The organism is Streptomyces sp. R-74717, assembly GCF_047305335.1.
GTDB lineage: Bacteria > Actinomycetota > Actinomycetes > Streptomycetales > Streptomycetaceae > Streptomyces > Streptomyces atratus.
On record NZ_CP102361.1, the window covers coordinates 1,952,665 to 1,973,246 of the forward strand.

General features: G+C 68.7%; 22 protein-coding genes and 1 pseudogene. 16 read left to right on the forward strand and 7 right to left on the reverse strand.

Annotated elements, in window-relative coordinates:
- Window positions 1-23 precede the first annotated feature (23 nt).
- From ccrA to pssA, 7 genes are all read left to right on the forward strand, one after another.
- Window positions 24-1,397, forward strand: coding sequence for a crotonyl-CoA carboxylase/reductase (gene ccrA, locus NRF20_RS08760; protein ID WP_413754547.1), 1,374 nt, complete (start codon window positions 24-26; stop codon window positions 1,395-1,397).
- Between the two features lies 1 nt (window position 1,398).
- A complete protein-coding gene (locus NRF20_RS08765; protein ID WP_398633429.1) occupies window positions 1,399-3,411 on the forward strand; it encodes a protein meaA in 2,013 nt (670 codons plus the stop codon).
- Complete coding sequence (locus NRF20_RS08770) at window positions 3,408-4,373, forward strand: HpcH/HpaI aldolase/citrate lyase family protein (protein WP_398633428.1); 966 nt, start codon at window positions 3,408-3,410, stop codon at window positions 4,371-4,373. The genes NRF20_RS08765 and NRF20_RS08770 overlap by 4 nt, the downstream gene beginning before the upstream one ends.
- A 2-nt stretch (window positions 4,374-4,375) precedes the next feature.
- Entirely contained in the window at window positions 4,376-4,903 is a 528-nt protein-coding gene (locus NRF20_RS08775) for a MaoC family dehydratase (protein ID WP_398633427.1), read from the forward strand.
- A gap of 2 nt (window positions 4,904-4,905) precedes the next feature.
- Window positions 4,906-6,111 carry an acyl-CoA dehydrogenase family protein gene (locus NRF20_RS08780; RefSeq protein ID WP_398633426.1) on the forward strand — a complete coding sequence of 402 codons (1,206 nt, stop codon included), beginning with the start codon at window positions 4,906-4,908 and terminating at the stop codon, window positions 6,109-6,111.
- 181 nt (window positions 6,112-6,292) lie between these two features.
- Window positions 6,293-6,940, forward strand: a complete 648-nt coding sequence (locus tag NRF20_RS08785) for a phosphatidylserine decarboxylase (protein WP_093894850.1) — start codon at window positions 6,293-6,295, stop codon at window positions 6,938-6,940.
- Between the two features lie 22 nt (window positions 6,941-6,962).
- A complete protein-coding gene (gene pssA, locus NRF20_RS08790) occupies window positions 6,963-7,784 on the forward strand; it encodes a CDP-diacylglycerol--serine O-phosphatidyltransferase (RefSeq protein WP_266365075.1) in 822 nt (273 codons plus the stop codon).
- A gap of 127 nt (window positions 7,785-7,911) precedes the next feature.
- Here the strand turns inward: pssA and NRF20_RS08795 are convergent, their stop codons facing one another.
- On the reverse strand, window positions 7,912-8,943 hold the full coding sequence (locus NRF20_RS08795; RefSeq protein WP_398633425.1) for a zinc-binding alcohol dehydrogenase family protein: 1,032 nt from the start codon (window positions 8,941-8,943) through the stop codon (window positions 7,912-7,914).
- Window positions 8,944-9,128: 185 nt separating this feature from the next.
- Here NRF20_RS08795 and NRF20_RS08800 point away from each other — a divergent pair, with 185 nt between their 5' ends.
- From NRF20_RS08800 to NRF20_RS08810, 3 genes are all read left to right on the forward strand, one after another.
- Window positions 9,129-9,956 carry a PP2C family protein-serine/threonine phosphatase gene (locus tag NRF20_RS08800; RefSeq protein ID WP_398633424.1) on the forward strand — a complete coding sequence of 276 codons (828 nt, stop codon included), beginning with the start codon at window positions 9,129-9,131 and terminating at the stop codon, window positions 9,954-9,956.
- A gap of 137 nt (window positions 9,957-10,093) precedes the next feature.
- Window positions 10,094-11,035, forward strand: coding sequence for an MASE1 domain-containing protein (locus NRF20_RS08805; RefSeq protein WP_398633451.1), 942 nt, complete (start codon window positions 10,094-10,096; stop codon window positions 11,033-11,035).
- 128 nt (window positions 11,036-11,163) lie between these two features.
- Window positions 11,164-11,658 (forward strand): SRPBCC family protein, encoded by a 495-nt coding sequence (locus NRF20_RS08810; RefSeq protein WP_266356225.1) that lies wholly within the window; start codon window positions 11,164-11,166, stop codon window positions 11,656-11,658.
- 74 nt (window positions 11,659-11,732) lie between these two features.
- Here NRF20_RS08810 and NRF20_RS08815 read toward each other — a convergent pair whose 3' ends face one another.
- Window positions 11,733-12,848, reverse strand: a complete 1,116-nt coding sequence (locus NRF20_RS08815) for a glycerate kinase (protein ID WP_398633423.1) — start codon at window positions 12,846-12,848, stop codon at window positions 11,733-11,735.
- Window positions 12,849-12,980: 132 nt separating this feature from the next.
- Between NRF20_RS08815 and NRF20_RS08820 the strand changes: the two genes are divergently transcribed.
- From NRF20_RS08820 to NRF20_RS08830, 3 genes are all read left to right on the forward strand, one after another.
- Complete coding sequence (locus tag NRF20_RS08820) at window positions 12,981-13,475, forward strand: NUDIX domain-containing protein (RefSeq protein WP_114247593.1); 495 nt, start codon at window positions 12,981-12,983, stop codon at window positions 13,473-13,475.
- A 188-nt stretch (window positions 13,476-13,663) separates the two neighbouring features.
- Entirely contained in the window at window positions 13,664-14,281 is a 618-nt protein-coding gene (locus NRF20_RS08825; RefSeq protein WP_398633422.1) for a hypothetical protein, read from the forward strand.
- Between the two features lie 14 nt (window positions 14,282-14,295).
- Window positions 14,296-14,865, forward strand: coding sequence for a hypothetical protein (locus NRF20_RS08830; RefSeq protein ID WP_398633421.1), 570 nt, complete (start codon window positions 14,296-14,298; stop codon window positions 14,863-14,865).
- Window positions 14,866-14,867: 2 nt separating this feature from the next.
- Here the strand turns inward: NRF20_RS08830 and NRF20_RS08835 are convergent.
- A pseudogene (locus NRF20_RS08835) lies at window positions 14,868-15,023 on the reverse strand (DUF2191 domain-containing protein); the annotation flags it as partial.
- Window positions 15,024-15,091: 68 nt separating this feature from the next.
- On the opposite strand from NRF20_RS08835, the gene NRF20_RS08840 reads away from it, so the two are divergent.
- Window positions 15,092-15,841, forward strand: coding sequence for an SIR2 family NAD-dependent protein deacylase (locus NRF20_RS08840; protein ID WP_398633420.1), 750 nt, complete (start codon window positions 15,092-15,094; stop codon window positions 15,839-15,841).
- Between the two features lie 52 nt (window positions 15,842-15,893).
- Here the strand turns inward: NRF20_RS08840 and NRF20_RS08845 are convergent, their stop codons facing one another.
- A complete protein-coding gene (locus NRF20_RS08845; RefSeq protein ID WP_266356229.1) occupies window positions 15,894-16,298 on the reverse strand; it encodes a (2Fe-2S) ferredoxin domain-containing protein in 405 nt (134 codons plus the stop codon).
- Window positions 16,299-16,635: 337 nt separating this feature from the next.
- Here NRF20_RS08845 and NRF20_RS08850 point away from each other — a divergent pair, with 337 nt between their 5' ends.
- A complete protein-coding gene (locus tag NRF20_RS08850) occupies window positions 16,636-17,220 on the forward strand; it encodes a TMEM165/GDT1 family protein (RefSeq protein ID WP_114247589.1) in 585 nt (194 codons plus the stop codon).
- Window positions 17,221-17,327: 107 nt separating this feature from the next.
- Here the strand turns inward: NRF20_RS08850 and NRF20_RS08855 are convergent, their stop codons facing one another.
- Window positions 17,328-17,852: a methylated-DNA--[protein]-cysteine S-methyltransferase gene (locus tag NRF20_RS08855; protein ID WP_398633419.1), complete on the reverse strand. Its 525-nt coding sequence runs from the start codon at window positions 17,850-17,852 to the stop codon at window positions 17,328-17,330.
- Between the two features lie 20 nt (window positions 17,853-17,872).
- The gene (locus NRF20_RS08860; protein WP_398633418.1) at window positions 17,873-19,345 is read right to left on the reverse strand and encodes an AlkA N-terminal domain-containing protein; all 1,473 of its coding nucleotides are present in this window, start codon (window positions 19,343-19,345) and stop codon (window positions 17,873-17,875) included.
- Between the two features lie 77 nt (window positions 19,346-19,422).
- On the opposite strand from NRF20_RS08860, the gene NRF20_RS08865 reads away from it, so the two are divergent.
- Entirely contained in the window at window positions 19,423-19,608 is a 186-nt protein-coding gene (locus NRF20_RS08865) for a hypothetical protein (RefSeq protein WP_398633417.1), read from the forward strand.
- Between the two features lie 62 nt (window positions 19,609-19,670).
- Here the strand turns inward: NRF20_RS08865 and NRF20_RS08870 are convergent, their stop codons facing one another.
- Window positions 19,671-20,483 (reverse strand): class I SAM-dependent methyltransferase, encoded by an 813-nt coding sequence (locus NRF20_RS08870; protein ID WP_398633416.1) that lies wholly within the window; start codon window positions 20,481-20,483, stop codon window positions 19,671-19,673.
- Window positions 20,484-20,582 lie beyond the last annotated feature (99 nt).

Sequence of the window (20,582 nt, forward strand, 5' to 3'; positions counted from 1 at the left end):
CCCCCACCCGCCGGAGGCACACCGTGAAGGAAATCCTGGACGCGATCCAATCGCAGGACAGCACCGCCGCAGACTTCGCGGCCCTGTCCATCCCTGAGTCGTACCGCGCGGTGACCGTGCACAAGGACGAGACGGAGATGTTCGCCGGGCTCACCACCCGCGACAAGGACCCCCGCAAGTCGCTGCATCTCGACGAGGTTCCGGTGCCCGAGCTCGGGCCCGGCGAGGCGCTGGTCGCCGTCATGGCCAGCTCGGTGAACTACAACTCCGTGTGGACCTCGATCTTCGAGCCGATGGCCACCTTCGGCTTCCTGGAGCGCTACGGCAAGCTCAGCGAGCTCACCAAGCGCCACGACCTCCCGTACCACGTCATCGGCTCCGACCTGGCGGGCGTCGTCCTGCGCACGGGCCCCGGCGTCAACGCCTGGAACCCGGGCGACGAGGTCGTCGCGCACTGCCTCTCGGTCGAACTGGAGTCCTCGGACGGCCACAACGACACGATGCTCGACCCCGAGCAGCGCATCTGGGGCTTCGAGACCAACTTCGGCGGCCTCGCCGAGATCGCGCTCGTCAAGTCCAACCAGCTGATGCCGAAGCCGCAGCACCTCAGCTGGGAGGAGGCCGCGGCTCCGGGCCTGGTCAACTCCACCGCGTACCGTCAGCTCGTCTCGCGCAACGGCGCGGGCATGAAGCAGGGCGACAACGTGCTGATCTGGGGCGCCAGCGGCGGACTCGGTTCATACGCCACACAGTTCGCGCTGGCCGGTGGCGCCAACCCGATCTGTGTCGTCTCCAGCGACCAGAAGGCGGACATCTGCCGGAAGATGGGCGCCGAGGCGATCATCGACCGCAATGCCGAGGGCTACAAGTTCTGGAAGGACGAACACAACCAGGACCCGCGCGAGTGGAAGCGGTTCGGCAAGCGCATCCGTGAGCTGACCGGCGGCGAGGACGTGGACATCGTCTTCGAGCACCCGGGCCGCGAGACGTTCGGTGCCTCGGTGTACGTGACCCGCAAGGGCGGCACGATCGTCACCTGCGCGTCCACGTCGGGCTACAACCACGAGTACGACAACCGCTACCTGTGGATGTCGCTGAAGAAGATCGTGGGCTCGCACTTCGCCAACTACCGCGAGGCGTGGGAGGCCAACCGGCTGGTGGCCAAGGGCAGGATCCACCCGACGCTGTCGAAGGTCTACTCGCTGGAGGAGACCGGTCAGGCCGCATACGACGTCCACCGCAACCTCCACCAGGGCAAGGTCGGCGTGCTCGCACTGGCCCCCCGCGAGGGTCTGGGTGTACGCAACGAGGAACTGCGCGAGAAGCACATCGACGCCATCAACCTGTTCCGTGACGCGTCAGCGGAGCGGACCGACGAGCACAGCAGGAATGTCTGACATGACGGGCCGCCAGAAGGACCGCCCGTGGCTCATGCGGACGTACGCCGGTCACTCGACCGCCGAGGCGTCCAACGAGCTCTACCGGCGCAACCTCGCCAAGGGCCAGACGGGCCTGTCGGTCGCCTTCGACCTGCCGACGCAGACCGGGTACGACCCCGACCACATCCTCGCCCGCGGCGAGGTCGGCCGGGTCGGCGTGCCCGTGTCGCACCTCGGTGACATGCGCCGGCTGTTCCAGGACATCCCCCTGGAGCAGATGAACACCTCGATGACGATCAACGCCACCGCGATGTGGCTGCTGGCGCTCTACCAGGTGGTCGCGGAGGAACAGGGCGCCGACGCCACGAAGCTCCAGGGCACGACGCAGAACGACATCGTCAAGGAGTACCTCTCGCGCGGGACGCACGTCTTCCCGCCCGGTCCTTCGCTGCGGCTGACCACCGACATGATCACGTACACGGTCAGCCACATCCCGAAGTGGAACCCGATCAACATCTGCAGCTACCACCTGCAGGAGGCGGGAGCCACTCCGGTCCAGGAGATCGCGTACGCGATGTCGACGGCCATCGCGGTCCTGGACGCCGTACGCGATTCCGGTCAGGTGCCCGAGGAGAAGTTCGGCGATGTGGTCGCGCGGATCTCCTTCTTCGTGAACGCGGGCGTCCGCTTCATCGAGGAGATGTGCAAGATGCGCGCCTTCGGCCGCATCTGGGACCAGGTCACCCGCGAGCGGTACGGCATCACCGACGCCAAGCAGCGCCGCTTCCGCTACGGCGTCCAGGTCAACTCGCTCGGCCTGACCGAGGCACAGCCGGAGAACAACGTCCAGCGCATCGTCCTGGAGATGCTGGCCGTCACCCTCTCCAAGGACGCCCGCGCCCGGGCTGTCCAGCTGCCGGCCTGGAACGAGGCACTGGGGCTCCCCCGGCCCTGGGACCAGCAGTGGTCGCTCCGTATCCAGCAGGTGCTCGCGCACGAGAGCGATCTGCTGGAGTACGAGGACATCTTCGCCGGATCGCATGTCATCGAGGCCAAGGTGGACGAGCTGGTCACCGAGTCGCTCGCCGAGATCGACCGGATCCAGCAGATGGGCGGTGCCATGGCGGCCGTCGAGTCCGGCTATCTGAAGTCCGAGCTGGTCTCCTCGCACGCCGCCCGCCGGGCCCGGATCGAGAGCGGCGAGGAGAAGATCGTCGGCGTCAACATCTACGAGACGACCGAACCGAACCCGCTCACCGCGGACCTCGACGGGGCGATCATGACGGTCGACCCCGCCAATGAGGCCAGGGTCACCGCAGCCCTCCACGAGTGGCGCGACAACCGCGACGAGGCCCGTGCCACCGACGCGCTGGCCGCGCTGAAGAAGGCCGCCGCGGGCACCGAGAACATGATGGAAGCGACCGTGGAGTGCGCCCGCGCGGGTGTCACCACCGGCGAGTGGTCCTGGGCGCTGCGCGATGTCTTCGGCGAGTTCCGGGCTCCGACGGGCGTCTCGTCCGCTCCGGTCGCGGTCACCGCGGAGGCCGGCACACCGCTGGCCCTGGTCCGCGAGAAGGTCGCCCGCACCGCGGCCGACCTGGGCGCCGGGCGGCTGCGGCTGCTGGTCGGCAAGCCGGGCCTGGACGGGCACTCCAACGGCGCCGAGCAGATCGCCGTACGGGCCCGTGACGCCGGTTTCGAGGTCGTCTACCAGGGGATCAGGCTGACCCCCGAGCAGATCGTCTCGGCCGCCCTCGCCGAGGACGTGCACTGCGTCGGCCTGTCGATCCTGTCCGGCTCGCACGCCGAGTTGGTGCCGGACGTGCTGAACCGGCTGCGCGAGGCCGGCGCCAACGACATACCCGTCATCGCGGGCGGGATCATTCCGCCCGCCGACGCCACCGCGCTGATCGAGGCGGGCGTCGCCGCCGTATTCACCCCGAAGGACTTCGGCATCACGGAGATCATCGGCCGTATCGTCGACGAGATCCGGAAAGCGAACAAGCTCGACCCTCTGGAGGTCCCCGCATGACCCAGCCTGTGAACCGTCTGCGTCCACGTCGCTCCTGCCTGGCCGTGCCGGGCTCGAACCCGCGGTTCCTGGAGAAGGCCCAGGGCCTCCCGGCCGACCAGGTCTTCCTGGACCTCGAGGACGCCTGCGCCCCGCTCGCCAAGGAGGGCGCCCGGCACCACATCGTCGACGCGCTGAACAGCGGCGACTGGACCGGCAAGACCCGGGTCGTGCGCGTCAACGACTGGACGACGCACTGGACGTACCGCGATGTGATCACGGTGGTCGAGGGCGCCGGCCAGAACCTCGACTGCATCATGCTGCCGAAGGTCCAGGACGCCCAGCAGGTCGTCGCCCTCGATCTGCTGCTCACTCAGATCGAGAAGACGATGGGCTTCGAGGCCGGGAAGATCGGCATCGAGGCGCAGATCGAGAACGCCAAGGGCCTGGTGAACATCGACGACATCGCCGCCGCCTCGCCCCGCCTGGAGACGCTGATCTTCGGCCCGGCAGACTTCATGGCGTCGATCAACATGAAGACCCTGGTCGTCGGTCAGCAGCCGCCCGGATACGGCGCGGACGCGTACCACTACATCCTGATGCGCATTCTGATGGCGGCCCGTACGCACGACCTCCAGGCGATCGACGGTCCTTTCCTGCAGATCCGCGACGTGGACGCGTACCGCGAGGTCGCGGGCCGTGCGGCGGCGCTGGGCTTCGACGGCAAGTGGGTGCTGCACCCCGGTCAGGTCGACGCGGCCAACGAGGTGTTCTCGCCGTCGCAGGAGGACTACGACCACGCGGAGCTGATCCTCGACGCGTACGAGTGGTGCACCTCGGAGGAGGGCGGCAAGAAGGGTTCGGCGATGCTCGGCGACGAGATGATCGACGAGGCGAGCCGCAAGATGGCCCTGGTCATCGCGGGCAAGGGCCGCGCGGCCGGTATGCAGCGCACCTCCAAGTTCGAAGCACCGGAGGCCTGATCATGCAGTTCGGACGCACATTTGAGGAGTTCGAAGTCGGTGCGGTCTACAAGCACTGGCCCGGAAAGACGGTCACCGAGTACGACGACCACCTCTTCTGCCTGCTGACCATGAATCATCACCCGCTCCACATGGACAGCAACTACGCGGAGAGGACGACCGACTTCGGGAAGAACGTTGTCGTCGGCAACTACATTTACTCGCTGCTGCTCGGAATGTCCGTTCCGGATGTCTCCGGAAAGGCGATCGCCAACCTCGAAGTCGAGTCGCTGAAGCATGTCGCGCCGACCTTCCACGGGGACACGGTCTACGGCGAGACGACCGTCCTGGACAAGACTCCGTCAAAGTCCAAGAACGACCGTGGAATCGTTTATGTGGAGACCAGGGGGTACAAGCAGGACGGCACGCTGGTCTGCGTGTTCCGTCGCAAGGTGATGGTCCCCACCGAGACGTACATCAAGGAGCGCGGCGGGGAGCAGCCCGGCCGCCCCGAGCTGAACCAGCCTTCGCAGAAGAACGTGGAGAAGTAGCCATGACGCGACTTGCCCAGACTGCCGGTCTCAACGATGTCCAGCAGGAAATTCTCTCCACGGTCCGGGACTTCGTCGACAAGGAGATCATTCCGGTCGCGACCCAGCTGGAGCACCGTGACGAGTACCCGACCGAGATCGTCGAGGGGCTCAAGGAGCTCGGCCTGTTCGGGCTGATGATTCCCGAGGAGTACGGGGGCCTGGGTGAGTCGCTTCTCACATACGCGCTGTGCGTGGAGGAAATTGCCCGCGGCTGGATGAGCGTGTCGGGAATCATCAATACGCACTTCATCGTGGCGTACATGCTCAAGCAGCACGGCACGCAGGAGCAGAAGGACACGTTCCTGCCGCGGATGGCGCTGGGCGAGGTCCGGGGTGCGTTCTCGATGTCCGAGCCGGCGCTGGGCTCCGATGTCGCGGCGATCACTTCCAAGGGCGTCAAGGACGGCGATGAGTACGTCCTGAACGGCCAGAAGATGTGGCTGACGAACGGTGGCACGTCCTCGCTCGTCGCCGTGCTGTGCCGGAGTGACGAAGGCCACCCCGAGGGGACCGCCCCGCACAAGTCGATGACGACGTTCCTGGTGGAGAAGGAGCCCGGTTTCGGCGAGGTCCGGCCCGGTCTCACCATCCCCGGCAAAATCGACAAAATGGGCTACAAGGGCGTCGACACGACCGAACTCATCATGGACGGGCTACGCATTCCGGCCAATCGGGTACTGGGCGGCACCACCGGCCGAGGGTTTTACCAAATGATGGACGGCGTCGAGGTCGGCCGGGTAAATGTGGCTGCGCGTGGCTGTGGCGTCGCACAGCGTGCATTCGAGCTGGGTGTTTCCTATGCCCAGCAGCGTCACACCTTCGGAAAGCCGATCGCCCAGCACCAGGCGATCCAGTTCAAGCTGGCCGAAATGGCCACCAAGGTCGAGGCCGCCCATGCGATGATGGTAAATGCAGCGCGCAAAAAGGACTCCGGGGAACGAAACGATCTGGAGGCAGGGATGGCGAAGTACCTCGCCTCCGAGTACTGCAAGGAAGTCGTCGAGGACGCCTTCCGGATCCACGGCGGTTACGGCTTCTCCAAGGAGTACGAGATCGAGCGCCTCTACCGGGAGGCCCCGATGCTGCTGATCGGTGAAGGTACCGCCGAGATCCAGAAAATGATCATTGGGCGCCGACTCCTCGAGGAGTACCGGTTCCAGGGGTGATTGCCCCTTTCGAGGCGATTTAGCCGCGAAGAAGATCACACCCTGTCACCCTCAGGCGGCGCCTTCAAGCCGTCCGACTCGGCTGCTGGCTTGCCCAGTTGTGGCTCGCAACCGATAACATCGCCGGAAAAGCCGCCGTCCCCCGTTGCCAGCGCGGCATCATCCGCTACGAAGGTCATCCATGCCCGACAGCCAAACCTCTGCACCACGCGGCGGAGTCCGCCTTGCGCGCGGAGCTTCGCCGTGGCTCCTCCCGACCGTCGCCACCGCGGCACTCAGCCTCACCCGGGCCCGCAAGTCCGGACGCTGGGCCGCGGTGGCCGTGCCCACCACCGCGCTCGCGGCGGGCATGCTGTGGTTCTTCCGCGACCCCGAGCGTGAGATCACCCAGGGTCGGGTCATTTCGCCGGCCGACGGTGTGGTGCAGAGCATCATGCCGTGGAAGGACGGGCGCACCCGCGTTGCGATCTTCATGAGCCCGCTGAATGTCCATGTCAACCGTGCGCCCCTGGCCGGCACTGTGACTTCGGTCGAGCACATCCCCGGTGGGTTCGTTCCGGCGTTCAACAAGGAGAGCGAGAACAACGAGCGCGTTGTCTGGCACTTCGACACCGAGCTCGGTGACATCGAGATGGTGCAGATCGCGGGTGCGGTCGCCCGTCGCATCGTCCCTTATATCCCGCAGGGCACGAAGGTGGAACAGGGCGAGCGCATCGGCCTGATCCGTTTCGGCTCCCGGGTCGACATCTACCTTCCGGAAGGTATCGATGTCGCGGTCGAGGTCGGCCAGGCCACCACCGCGGGGGTGACTCGAATTGACCGTGATTGATCCTGACACGCAAGCAGGCTGGGTGCCGGAGGCGGAGTCCGAGGAGGACGCCGGCGAGGACATGCCGCTCTCTCTGCGGCTGTCGATAGCGGACACCCTGACTCTCGGCAACGCGACGTGCGGTTTCATGGCGGTGTACTTCACCACCACCGGAATCCTCATCCCGCACCTCACGGGCAGCGACGAGAGCGGAATGGCCCGGCATTCCGCGGCCACCGCCGTGATCCTCATGCTCATGGCCGCGGTGTTCGACCTCTTCGACGGGCTGGTGGCACGCAAGCTGCGCTCCTCGCCGATGGGTGCCGAGCTGGACAACCTCTCGGACCTGATCAGCTTCGGACTCGCCCCGGCGTACTTCGTCCTCGTGTACGGCATGGTCGCGGACGACGCACACCAGCGGGTTTCGGCACTGGCGGCGATCGTGGTGCTGCTGGCTGTGGTGCTCAGACTTGCCAGATTCTCCTGCGTGACCATGAAGGACGGCATGTTCCAGGGCATGCCGAGCCCCTTCGGAGCGCTCACGGTCGTCTCGATCGTGCTGCTGGAGCTGCCCTTCCCACTGACGCTGCTCGCGATCGTCGGAGTGGCGTGGCTGATGGTCAGCCGGGTCGAGTACCCGAAACCGCGGGGCGTCCTCGCGGTGGCGATGCTCAGCTGGATCGTGGCCGCGATGGGGCTCCTCGCCGCGTGGGCGTTCGACGCCCCCGGCGGTCAGCTGCTTCTCCAGACCGGCTGTGCGCTGCAGGTGGTCCTGGGAGCGGTCATCCCGCTCTTCGCGACGGCACGGCGGGTGAACACCTTCCGCGACAACCGGCGTGAGGCACGGGCGGCGCAGCTGCCGTAGCGGTACAGCGGATACGTAAGAGGGCCCCGGGTGTTCCCCAGCACCCGGGGCCCTCTGCGTGTGCCGGTGCGCGGACCCGCTGACGCACGTGTCCCGGTGCTGCCGCCCGCTGCGCACCGCCCGGCTCTCAGCCGGGTACGAGCACGGCGGCCCCGTTCACCCGGTCGGCCGCCAGATCGGCCAGTGCCTGGTCGGCCCTGCTGAGCGGGTAGGCACTCACCGTGACCCGGATGCCCACGCGCCCGGCCAGAGCGAGGAAATCGCGGCCGTCCTCGCGGGTGTTGGAGGTGACGCTGCGCAGATTGCGTTCCTGGAACAGATGTCGCTGGTAGTTCAGCACGGGAATGTCCGACAGATGGATTCCGGCGATGGCGAGCGTGCCTGACCTGTCCAGCGCCTCCATCGCCACCGGCACCAGGTCGCCGACGGGTGCGAACAGGATCGCCGAGTCCAGGGGCTCCGGTGGGCGGTCGTAGGCACCGCCCGCCGACGCGGCGCCGAGGTCCAGAGCGAGCGCGCGTGCCTGTGCCGAGCGGGTCAGCACATGAACGGTGGCTCCCTCGGCGATGGCCACCTGCGCAGCCAGATGGGCCGACGCGCCGAAGCCGTAGATTCCCAGCCGCCCGCCCTCCGGCAGCGCGCTGCGCCTCAGCGACCGGTATCCGATGATTCCCGCGCAGAGGAGTGGTGCGAGCCGGACGGCGTCCTGGTCTTCCGGGAGCCGGTAGGCGAACGCCTCCGGAACCAGCGCCGTGTCGGCGAAGCCGCCGTCCGCGTCCCATCCCGTATAGGTGGACCGCGGGCAGAGGTTCTCCCGGCCGCCCAGGCAGTACCGGCAGCTCCCGCACGTTCCGCGCAGCCACGCTCCACCCGCCCGGTCGCCGATACGGAAGAGGCCGGCCCCGTCGCCGACGGCCGCCACCCGGCCGACGATCTCATGACCGGGGACCGTGGAGGGACGGCGCGGCAGGAGATCGCCCTCGGCCAGATGGAGATCCGTGCGGCAGACGCCGCACGCTTCCACGCTCAGCAGAAGCTCCCCGGGACCGGGAGCAGGCATCGTGCGGTGCACGCGTGCCAAGGGCCCGGTGCCGATCGGACCGGGTGCCCGGACGGCCCAGCCGCTCTGCTCAGCCGGGACGGACGCGGAGACATCCACCCATCCAGCGTGCGGCGGCGGAGCCGGAGAGGCAACCGGCACGTTGTCCATGTGCGAGCAAACGGCCACAGCCCCGAGCCCGGACCGCCGTGGGGCTTCGACCGTGTCCAACCGCGCCCTCCTGCATGTGACGGCAGGAGGGCTAAGGTTTCAACAGAGGCGCACCGACAACGCCCGGGGACGTCATGCACCGACACCGCAGCGCACCGGACAGCACCCAGGAGCTCCTGGTCACCCTTGGGCATCTGGTCGATCAGGCGTTGGAGAACATCAGGCTGCAGCGAGCCCGGGCGGAGCTGGGCATGGCGCTGCAGCGGCACATGCTCCCGGCCGAGCTTCCGGAATTTCCGGGCATCCGGATCGCGGCCCGGTACTCGCCGTCGCAAAACGGTCTGGCTGTCGGTGGCGACTTCTACGACGCGTTCTCCATGAGGGACGGAGTGGCGGAGATCGCCATCGGTGATGTGCAGGGTCACGGGGTGGAGGCCGCCGCCTTCATGGGTGAGGCCCGTGCCAGTCTCAGGGCCCTCGCCAGCGTCACGGTCGACCCGGGGAAGGTGCTGGCCCGCGCCAATGATCTGCTGATCTCACTGGGCGGTGACCTGTTCACGACCTGCTGCCTGCTGAGCATCGTCCCGGAGAGCGGTGAGTTCTGCGTCGCCCGGGCCGGGCATGTCCCGATCGTCTGGGGCAGCGACGGCGGCGACTCGGGCATCTCCCTGGACGCCGGCGGGGTGCCCCTGGGGATACTCCCCGGCCAGCAGTACCCCGTGACCCGTCGGCGGCTGAAGCAGCCCGGGTATCTGGTCATGGTGACCGACGGGGTTGTGGAAGGACCGGCCTACCCGATGGACGAGGGGCTGGCTGCGGTGTCCGCGCTGGTCGGTACGGCGGACGGGGCCGATCCCGGCGAGCTGGCCTCGCGAGTGATCGAGGTGGCGGACCTGACCGGTCATGAGGACGACGCCGCTGTCATCGTCGTCCGCTACGACGGTGTGCGGGGCGGCGGCTAGCGGGACGTCCTCGTTCGTCGGCCACGGCGGGCAACCCGGGCTGCCCGGCAGGGACGTACCTCATTCGTCCACTTCATCGGTGTGGCGTCGGCGTGCCTGACCGGCCGGGCCGCCTCGACGTGGTGTCTGATGCTGTGGTGGTGGACAGCTCACAGCTCCGGCAGCACACGGTCACGGTCCTGACGCTCCTGGCGGTGGCCGTCTGCTACTTCGCGACGGCCCGTCTGGGGCTGCTCCAGGAGGTGGTGCGCGGCCAGGTCACGCCGCTGTGGCCCCCGACCGGAATCGCGGTCGCAGCGCTGCTCGTGTTCGGTATGCGGATCTGGCCGGGAATCGCGCTCGGCGCCCTCGTCGTCAACATTTTCATCGGGCCTTCCGTCGTGCCCGTCCTGTTCATCGCCGCCGGAAACACCCTCGCCCCGATCTGCTCCTACCTGATGCTGCGCCGTGCCGGCTTCCACAACGCCCTCGACCGCCTGCGGGACGCGCTGGCGCTGGTCTTCCTCGGCGCACTGTGCGGCATGCTGATCAGCGCGACCGTGGGCACCGGCATCCTGGTCCTGTCGGGGGCGCTCCCGGCCGGTGACTTCCGGCCGACCTGGTCGGTCTGGTGGACGGGCGACGCCATGGGCGTCATGGTCGTCACGCCGTTCCTGCTCGTCGTCCGAAGGGCCCGATGGCCGCACGGCGTCGGCCTGCCCAGGTGGGCCGAGGCCACCGCGCTGGTGGCGTGCACGGTGACCGTCACCGTCCTGGCGACCGACACCCCCAACGCTTCCCTGCTCTTCCTCGTGTTCCCGTTCCTCATCTGGGCCGCCTTCCGCTTCGAGCGGGCCGGCGCCGCGTGCTGCGCACTGGGCGTGTCCATCTTCGCGATCCTCGCCGCCGGACGGATGACAGGCCCCTTCGCCCACCACGGTCTCCTCACCAACATGATCACGCTCCAGGCATTCAACGGAGCCACCTCACTCACAGCTCTGCTCCTCGCGGCGGTCGTCACCGAACGGAACCGCACATACCAGGAGATCAAGCGACTCTGTGTGCAACTCACCGAGAAGGTGTCGCAGCAGGACACCTGATTCACTCCATCGGCCGTGCGAAGAGTGCGGGGACCTGCGATCCGAAGCAAGCTGATGGGCGAACGGCACCGCAACGAGGGCAACCGGACGCGAAAACTCGGCGGACGGGCGCCATAAGAGGTGGAGCCATGCCCCATGTGTCTGCGAACGTCCATGTGTCCCGACCCGCCGACGAGATCTTCTCGTTTCTCCGGGATCCGCGGAATCTGGCCGTGTGGTCGTCGAGCATAGATCAGGTGATCGAGGGCCCGATCACCACGGAACTCGGCGACGAGTACACCTGCAAGTTCCCGGGCAGGCGACGGATGCATCGCCTCACGTGCACCGCGAGTACACCTGTCGAGTATTTGGCCTTCCGCGGTGCGCGTATGTGGACCCCGCTGGGCCGCCACTCCCCGGAACTCGAGTTCCGGCTGAGTCCGAGCCGGCAGGGAACGATGGTCACCGTTTCGGTCAAGCCCCATCTGGACGGCGGCATGATCATTCTTGCGCCGTTCGTGACGATGGCGTGGCGTCGTGATCTGCCGGCGGAGCTGCGGTGTCTGGCGGAGCTGCTCGCCGACGAGGACCGTCCCGACGCGGACACGACCGACGGTCAGGGGGCGGCGCCCTCTGTGGGGTGACGCGGAGGGTGAGGTGGGGGTGCGGTTCCGGGAAGGGGCTGTCCCCTGCCCACCCTTCCCGGAACCGGGGCGGACTACAGCAGGAAGTCGCGCGCGATCGCCTCGGACGCCCGTTCCAGTAGTGGTCCTGCCTGAGCCATGGAGACCGCGGGGTCCGGTTCCAGGTCCGTGAGGGCGTACGCGCGGCTGATGCCCGCGCCGGCCAGGGCCTCCGGCCGCAGGGCGAGGCGGCCGCAGACCGCCACGACCTCGACGCCCGCGGCACGGGCTGCCGCGGCCACACCTGCCGGGGCCTTGCCGTGGAGGGTCTGCTCGTCGAGCGAACCCTCCCCGGTGATCACCAGCGTGGCGCATGCCAGCGCGGGGGCGAAGCCGAGGACGTCGAGCATGACCTCGATGCCGGGACGGAACCGGGCGCCGAGAGCGACCAGCGCCCCGTAGCCGATGCCGCCCGCGGCGCCTGCTCCGGGCAGCCCGGCGTGGTCCGGGCCCAGGACGGACGCGTAGTGGGCGAGCGCGGCGTCGAGGGTCGCGATGTCGTCCTCGGTCGCGCCCTTCTGCCGGCCGTAGACCTCGGGCGCGCCCTTCGGGCCCGTCAGCGGGTTGTCCACGTCGCTGGCGAGGATCAGGTCCACATCGGCCATTCGCGGGTCGAGGCCGGACAGGTCCGCCTCGGCCAGGTCGGCGAGGCCGCCGCCCCCGGGGCCGACGGGCTTTCCGTCCGCGTCCAGGAAACGGGCTCCGAGCGCGGCCAGCATGCCCGCGCCGCCGTCCGTGGTCGCGCTGCCGCCGACGCCGAACACGATCGTCCGGGCACCCGCGTCGAGCGCCGCGGCCAACAGTTCGCCGGAGCCGTATGTCGTGGCCGTGAGCGGGGCGAACACCCCTGCGGGGAGGTGTTGGAGGCCCGAGGCCTCGGCCATCTCCACCACCGCCGTGGTGTCGCGCAGCGCGTACGCCGCGGTCACCGGTTCCCCGAGCGGCCCCGTCACCCGCACCTCGCGGCGCTCGAACCCGGCGGCCACCGCCGCCGCCACCGTGCCGTCGCCGCCGTCCGCCACGGGCAGGGTCTCGACCTGCACCCCGGGGACGACGCGCCGCAGCCCGGCCGTCACCCGCTCCGCGACCTGTACGGCCGTGAGCGATCCCTTGAACTTGTCCGCCGCGACGAGCACGCGTGCGGTCTCCATCACTGCTCCGTCCGCCACCTTGAATCCCTTGCTTTCGAACAGGCAGTCGCGCCGCCCCTGACCCTATCCGCAGCGGATACCTGCTGCCCAGAGCCGTCCTCGCACCGGCTCCGCCCCTACTACGCTGCCCGCGTGACCACCACTGATTACGCCACCTACATCGCGGGACTCCCCCGGGTTCTCGCTGCCGCGGCCACCGTGTTCCGGGACGTCCGCGGGCGAGTGCTGCTCGTCGAGCCGAACTACCGGGACGGCTGGGCGCTGCCCGGCGGAACAGTCGAGTCGGACGAGGGCGAGAGTCCTCGGCAGGCCGCGCGACGCGAGACGGCCGAGGAGATCGGTCTCGATCTGGAGCCGGGACGGCTGCTCGCGATCGACTGGGCACGCGGCCCGAAGCGGCCACCGATCGCCGCGTATCTGTACGACGGCGGAGTGCTGGACGAGGCGGAGCTGAAGGCGATCCGGCTGCAGGAGGAGGAACTCCTGTCCTGGGAACTGGTCGAGCGCGACGACCTCGACCGCTATCTGCACGGCGGTCTCGCGCTGCGCCTGAGGGCGGCACTGGATGTGCTCGATTCCAGCAGCGGTGCAGTGGAGCTGGAGGACGGCCGCCCGGTGGCCGGCTGACGTACGCGCCCGCTCCCGTCGCACACCCCCCGTCCCGTATGGCCCGTATTTCCGTTGCGTCCCGTTGTCTTGACAGGTCGTCGGCTGATAGTCCGGTCGGCAGCTGCCGGACACCCGAGTTCATGTGTCGGTTGTCCGCAGTGCACGCTCGACCGGCATCATCCGAACTCCACGACAGCGGAGGGATCATGCGTACGCACACGGGACACCTCGGCGGGCTGCTGGCCACGATCGTCGCAGCGTTCGCCTGTACGGCAGTTGTCGCCACGGCGTCGACCGCGACCGCGGAGCCGGCGTCGGCCCCGGCCGCACACCGCAAGGTGCCGCTGTCGGTCGACGGCGGCGCGTGGCAGTCGGGGCATGTCCAGGGCATGGCCATCGACCGCCGCAAGGGCTTCATGTACTTCTCGATGACCAACCTGCTGGTCAAGACCGACCTCAAGGGCAACCCGGTCGGCTCGGTCACCGGATTCACCGGCCATCTCGGCGATCTGGACTTCAACGAGAAGGACGGCAGGGTCTACGGCTCGCTGGAGTACAAGGAGGCGAAGTCCTTCTACATCGCGATCCTCGACGTCGACCGCATCACCCGGATGGGCATGGACGCCCAGTCCACGGGTGTCGTGTCGACCGTCTATCTCAGGGAGGTGGTGAAGGACTTCACCGCCGATATGAACGGCGACGGCGTCTTCGACGGCGACACGGCCAATACGCCGATCACCGCTACGGCTGCAGCGGCATCGACGGCGTCGCGTTCGGCCCGGCGTTCGGCGACCGTCGCGGCAAGCGCGGGGGGCAGAAGCTGACGGTCGCGTACGGCGTGTACGCCAACACGGGCCGCACGGACAACGACCACCAGGTGCTGCTCCAGTACGACGTCACACGGTGGAAGAAGTACGAGCGCCCGCTGACCGAGTCCGCCCCGCACACCAGCGGCCCGGCACACGTCGACGGAAAGTTCTTCGCGTACACCGGAAACACCACGTACGGCGTGCAGAACCTGGAGTACGACGGCTACAGCGGCAACTGGCTGATGGCCGTCTACAAGGGCACCAAGCCGGGCTTCCCCAACTACTCGGTCTTCGCACTGGACGGTGCGAGGAAGCCGGTACGCGGCCCCGTCCTCGGTCAGCAGAAGCCGGAGCACGGTCTGCTGCTCCCTCTGCTGCGCGAGGGGGCACACGATGCGGCGACCGGCACGTACGGGTGGCCGGTGCCGGGACAGTACGGGCAGTACGGGCTGATCTCGCTCGACGACGGGCGGTTCTATGTCGCTCGGAGCGGCACGGTCCAGGACGGCGGCGTCACCAAGCAGACAGCCCGCGCCGTGCTGAACACCTGGACAGGCCGGACCCCGTCACCGTTCAGCCCTGTTGGTCCTGCGGCTTGACGTCCACCGCGCGCGGCAGTCCGCGCTCCGGTGCGGTGGCCTCGCGCGACGTAGTCGCGCACGACGAGTTCGACGGTGTCCTGCGGGCTGCCGTCGCCCGCGAGCACCGTCACTTCCACCACGAGTTCCGCATCGGGACCTGCGGTGGCCTCGGCCATGGGCCGGGACCACCGCACCGGGTGAAATGACCTCGCGGGAGACGGTCGGCGATGCGTACGCTCGTGCCATGACTCTCGTCGCGATCCTCAGCGGCGCCGGTATCTCCACGGACTCCGGCATCCCCGACTACCGCGGGCCCCATGGGCTTTGGCGCAAGGATCCGGAGGCCGAGAAGCTTGTCACGTACGACTTCTACATGGCCGATCCGGAGATCCGCCGCCGCTCCTGGCAGATGCGCCGCACCAGCGCGACCTGGGGCGCGGAGCCGAATGCGGCCCACCGGGCTGTGGCGGAGCTGGAGCGGTCCGGCGCCGCGGTGCGGGTGATCACTCAGAACGTCGACGGTCTGCATCAGCTCGCCGGCCTGACCGCCCGCAAGGTACTCGAACTGCACGGGACAGCGCGCGAGACGGTCTGCACCCGCTGCCATGCCCGCTCCCCGATGGCCGAGGCGCTGGCCCGGGTGGAGGCGGGCGAGGCCGACCCGCCGTGCAGCGTCTGCGGCGGCATCCTGAAATCGGCGACGGTCATGTTCGGCGAGCGGCTCGATCCGGTGGTGCTGGGCGAGGCGATGTCGATCGCCAAGGCCTGCGAGGTGTTCATCGCGGTCGGTACGACGCTGCAGGTGCAGCCCGCCGCCTCGCTGGCCGGGATCGCGGTGGACAACGGGGCGCGGCTGATCGTGGTGAACGCGGAGCCCACACCGTACGACGAACTGGCCGACGAGACCATCCGCGAGCCCATCGGCACGGCGCTTCCCGCACTGCTGAAGCGACTGGCCGCGGGCCCGGACGCGGGTACGGGCTCCAGGGGCTGAGTGGTCGGTACCCGACGGGGCGGTGGACACGGCCTGATCCGAGCGAAAGGCCCTAGTGATCGAGTCCCTGCTGTATGCGGCGCGAGGGGCGGAACGTGTACAGGCCGAGGATCTCGGGCGGGTCCGCCAGCCCCGGGCCGCCCGCCTCGGCCCAGGCGGCGATGTCCGTCACGGCGTCCGGGTCGTTGACCAGCCCGAGCCAGACCGGGCGGCCGCCCGCCCTGCGTCCCTCCGCGGAAGGCTGTACGACGATGACGTTGGCCTGCTCGCAGGCGTCCAGGCACTCGACGGCACGGACCGTGGCGGCCTCACCGAGCGAGCGGCGCAGCTCGGCGAGCTGACCGGCGTGGTCGACGTCCGGGATCTTCGGTGTCCCGCAGCAGCAGCCGCGGCAGACGCTGACGGTGGGGCGGGGCGTGCCCTGGGCGGGGTCGGCCTCGCGGGTGCGGCGGCTCATGCGGGGACGCCTCCGGTGCCTGCGCGGATGATCACCGTGCGACTCTACCGATCCCTGCTGCCGGGTCGAACACCCGCTCTACCCCGCCGGCCGGTGAGGTAGAGTGGATGGCTGCGAAGGGGAGTAGCCCCGCAAACCGGTCGTCGACACACTGGATCCCTCGGGTTCCCGGTGGCCGGGCCCGTAGATCCTTACGGGCGGGCGAGACCTTCGGTCAGGTATGACGCGCCCGCGCCCCGTGGGCGCTGACGTCATGCCGGGCCGAGTGGTCCTCCGAAAAGCCCGAATGGCGCTTCGCGAAGGCCCGGGGACCGGCTCTTACAGAAAGCCACCCGGAATGCACCTCGACCCCCTGGCGATCCTCACCGCCTTCGGGCTGATCTTCCTCGCGGAACTCCCCGACAAGACGATGTTCGCGTCGCTTGCCATGGGCACCCGTATGCGACCGCTGTATGTCTGGTTCGGTACGTCGTCCGCGTTCATCGTGCACGTCGCCATCGCCGTCGGGGCAGGCAGCCTGATCGGGCTGCTGCCCGACTGGATCGTCAAGCTCGTCTCGGCGTCCCTCTTCGCGTTCGGGGCGTTCATGCTGCTGCGCAACGGCGGCGGCGATGACGAGGAGGAGGGCGGCACCAAGACGGTGACCGGCTTCTGGCCGGTCTACTCGACCGCGTTCATGGCGGTCTTCATCAGCGAGTGGGGCGACCTCACCCAGATCACCACGGCCAATCTGGCCGCGAGCAACGGCACCTGGTCCACGGCGATCGGGTCCGCGGCCGCCCTGATGTCCGTCTCGGCGCTGGCGCTCCTCGCGGGGCGGTTCATCGCGAAGCGGGTGCCCCTCAAGACGGTTCAGCGGATCGGCGGGCTCTGCATGCTGGGGCTGGCGATCTGGACCCTCGTGGAGATCTTCACCGGCTGACGCCTGCGCCGCTACGGCGCTGCTTCGGCTCTTTCGTACGTGGTTTCCGGACGGGCTCGGACCAGGTCTTCCGAGCCCGTCTCCTCGCGTTCTTCCCACGGGCGGCGTCAGAAGAGTGCCGGGGTGTCGTCCTGCGTACCGTTCTCGAAGGCCAGCAGCCGCTGCTTGCGGTCGAGCCCGCCGCCGTAGCCGGTGAGGCTGCCGGAGGCGCCGATGACACGGTGGCAGGGGACGATGATGCCCACCGGATTCCTGCCGTTGGCGAGGCCCACCGCGCGTGAGGCGCCCGGTTTGCCGAGGAGCTCGGCCAGTTCGCCGTACGAGCGGGTCTCGCCGTACGGAATCAGCTGGAGCCGCGCCCAGACGCTGCGCTGGAACGGGGTGCCGTCCAGATGCAGCGGGAGGTCGAACTCGCGCAGTTCACCGGCGAAGTAGGCGTCGAGCTGACGGATCGCCTCTGCGAAGGGGTGCGGGTCCCGGTCGCCGAAGGTCTCCTCGGGCGGACGGTGCCGCTGGTCCGTCATATAGAGGCCTGCGAGGACTCCGTCGGTGGCGACGAGAGTGAGCGGACCGTACGGGCTGTCGACGACCGTGTGCTGCCGGGTCACGTCACGCATATGCGTCGCGGTCATGAGTGAAATTCCCAACTTGCTCATGCGGGCAGGTGGTTGATGGGGTGATCGTCCACGGTCCAAAGGTACTGGACCGCGTACGCCCGCCAGGGCCGCCAGGCCGCCGCGCGGGCGGTGAGCGCTGCCGGTGTCGACGGGAGGCCCAGTTGCCCGGCCGCGCGCCGGATGCCGAGGTCGGTGGGGAGGAACGCGTCCGGGTCTCCGAGCGCCCGCATCGTGATCACCTCGACGGTCCAGGGGCCGAAGCCGGGCAGGGCGGTCAGCTCGGCCCGCGCCTTCTCCCAGTCGGTGTCGGTGCCGAGTCGCAGTGTGCCGTCGGCGAGTGCGCCGACGAGTGTGGTGAGGGTGGTGCGGCGGCTGCGCGGCAGGGCGAGCTGTTCGGGGTCGAGCGCGGCAAGGGACCCGGGGGTCGGGAAGAGATGGGTGAGGCCGCCCTCCGGGTCGTCGACGGGGAGGCCGTGGGCGGTGACCAGGCGGGCCGCGTGGGTGCGGGCGGCCGCGGTCGAGACCTGCTGGCCGAGCACGGCCCGTACGGCGAATTCCGCACCGTCGACGGTACGCGGCACCCGTCGGCCCGGTGCCTTGTCGACCAGGGGGGCGAGCAGTGGATCGGCGCGCAGCTGGTCGTCGACGGCCACGGGGTCGGCGTCCAGGTCGAGCAGCCAGCGGCAGCGGCTGATCGCGAGGGTGAGATCGCGCGGATCGGTGAGGGAGAGCCGGCAGGCGATGTGGTCGGGGTGCGGGGTGAGGGCGACGATGCCGTGTCCGTACCGGAGGGTGAGCGTGCGGCGGTAGGCGCCGTCGCGCCACTCCTCGACGCCGGGGACCGCGGTCGCGGCCAGGTGGCCGAAGAGGTTGGTGGGGTTGAGCGGGGCCCGGTACGGCAGCCGCAGGGCTATCACGCCCGGAATGGGCGACGGTGTCGCGGACCGGGCGGCGCGGCTGCGCAGCTCGCCCGGGGCCAGCGCGAAGACCTCACGGACGGTGTCGTTGAAGGAACGGATCGAGGAGAACCCGGCTGCGAACGCGACCTCGGCCATGGGGAGCCCGGTCGTCTCGATGAGCAGCCGCGCGGTCTGGGCGCGCTGCGCACGGGCCAGGGCCAGCGGGCCGGCGCCCAGCTCGGCGAGCAGCTGGCGCTCGATCTGCCGGGCGGAGTAGCCCAGCCGGGCAGCAAGGCCGGGGACGCCTTCGCGGTCGACGACACCGTCCCGGATCAGTCGCATCGCACGGGCGACGGAGTCGGCACGGGCGTTCCACTCCGGGGAGCCGGGGCTCGTGTCGGGGCGGCACCGCTTGCAGGCCCGGAATCCGGCCTGCTGGCAGGCGGCGGCGCTGGGGTAGAAGGTCATGTTCTCGACCTTGGGCGGCACGACGGGACAGCTGGGGCGGCAGTAGATCCGGGTGGTCAGGACCGCCGTGAAGAACCAGCCGTCGAAGCGGGAGTCCTTGGACTGGACGGCCCGCACGCAGCGCTCGGTGTCGGTGTGCATGACTCAAGCATCGGCCACGGGGCACCTGGAGGCTGGCGAAAATCCGACATCAACCTTGCACTGCCAGGACCTCAGTCATGGCCTCGGCCTCAGTTCTTGATCACTTCTTCTCTGCACTGCTCCTCTGGGGCGAGGGGGACGGGGCGACCGTGAAGACCCACCTGAACCGGACCGCGACCAAGCTGGACCTGGACGGCCACGCCCAGGCCGTGGCGGTGGCTCGACAAGACCGGCCTCGTCGTCCGGGCGCCCCGCCCGCCTGAGCGGACCCACTCCTGGGAAGCGATCGGTGCCACGGGGGAGCGCCAGCCGCCCTGTCACTGCGTCAGACCAGCGCCTGGGCCTTGTGGGTCACGCATCGCAGCCATGAATCGGCGCCGAAGGCGCGCAGTTCGGTCAGCCCCTGTCGCAGGGTCTCCTCTTCAGCGATACCAGGAAGTGACATGATTGCGGTCATCGCGCCTTCCACCGAATCGGCCAAATAACGAGCCAACGGCACCGCCTCTGCTCCGCGGAATGAGAACAGCCGCTCACCGGGGTCTATCTGAGAAAAACCCGTCTCGTCCAGCCATCCCCACAGCTGGGTTCCGGCGTCGCTCTGGCCGAATGCTCGCATCGCCTGCACCAATGTCGTCATCAGTGCATCCAGGCCAGGAGTCGGCAGACCCACCTTGATCGTTGCGTAGTCGAGCTCGATGCAGGTAATCCTCCCTCCCGGGCTGAGTACCCGTCGCGCCTCGCGCAGCACCGCCTTCGCGTCGTCTTCCGTCATGTGTTCCAGCACCCACATCATCCACACATGGTCGAACGATGCTGTGTCGTAAGGAAGCTCCCGGGCATCGGCCACTTGGAGATCGGCAACCACCCCGCGATCCGCGAGATGCTTACGGGCGAAACCGATCTGGGCGGGTTCGATGTCCACGCCGGAAAACCGCACATCGGGAAACGAGTTGCCCAAGGTTCCCAGTACCGCGCCGACCCCGCAGCCCACCTCCAGCAGACGAGTACCGGAAACGAGAGCCGTACCGTCCAGGATCAGTCTGTCCTGCCACAATTCGGCCTGGTCTATGAGACGCTGCTGCTCCGCAGGTGCGTGTCCATGAACGTAGCTCCGCTGGGCAAAGTCGTTTTGTGTCACGTTGCCGATTTTCCTTTACCTATATCTGGTCCTACCGAAGCAGGATTTCGCTGAGGCCGTTGTCGTCGCAGGTGAACACGTTCCGTGCGGTCAGCACGC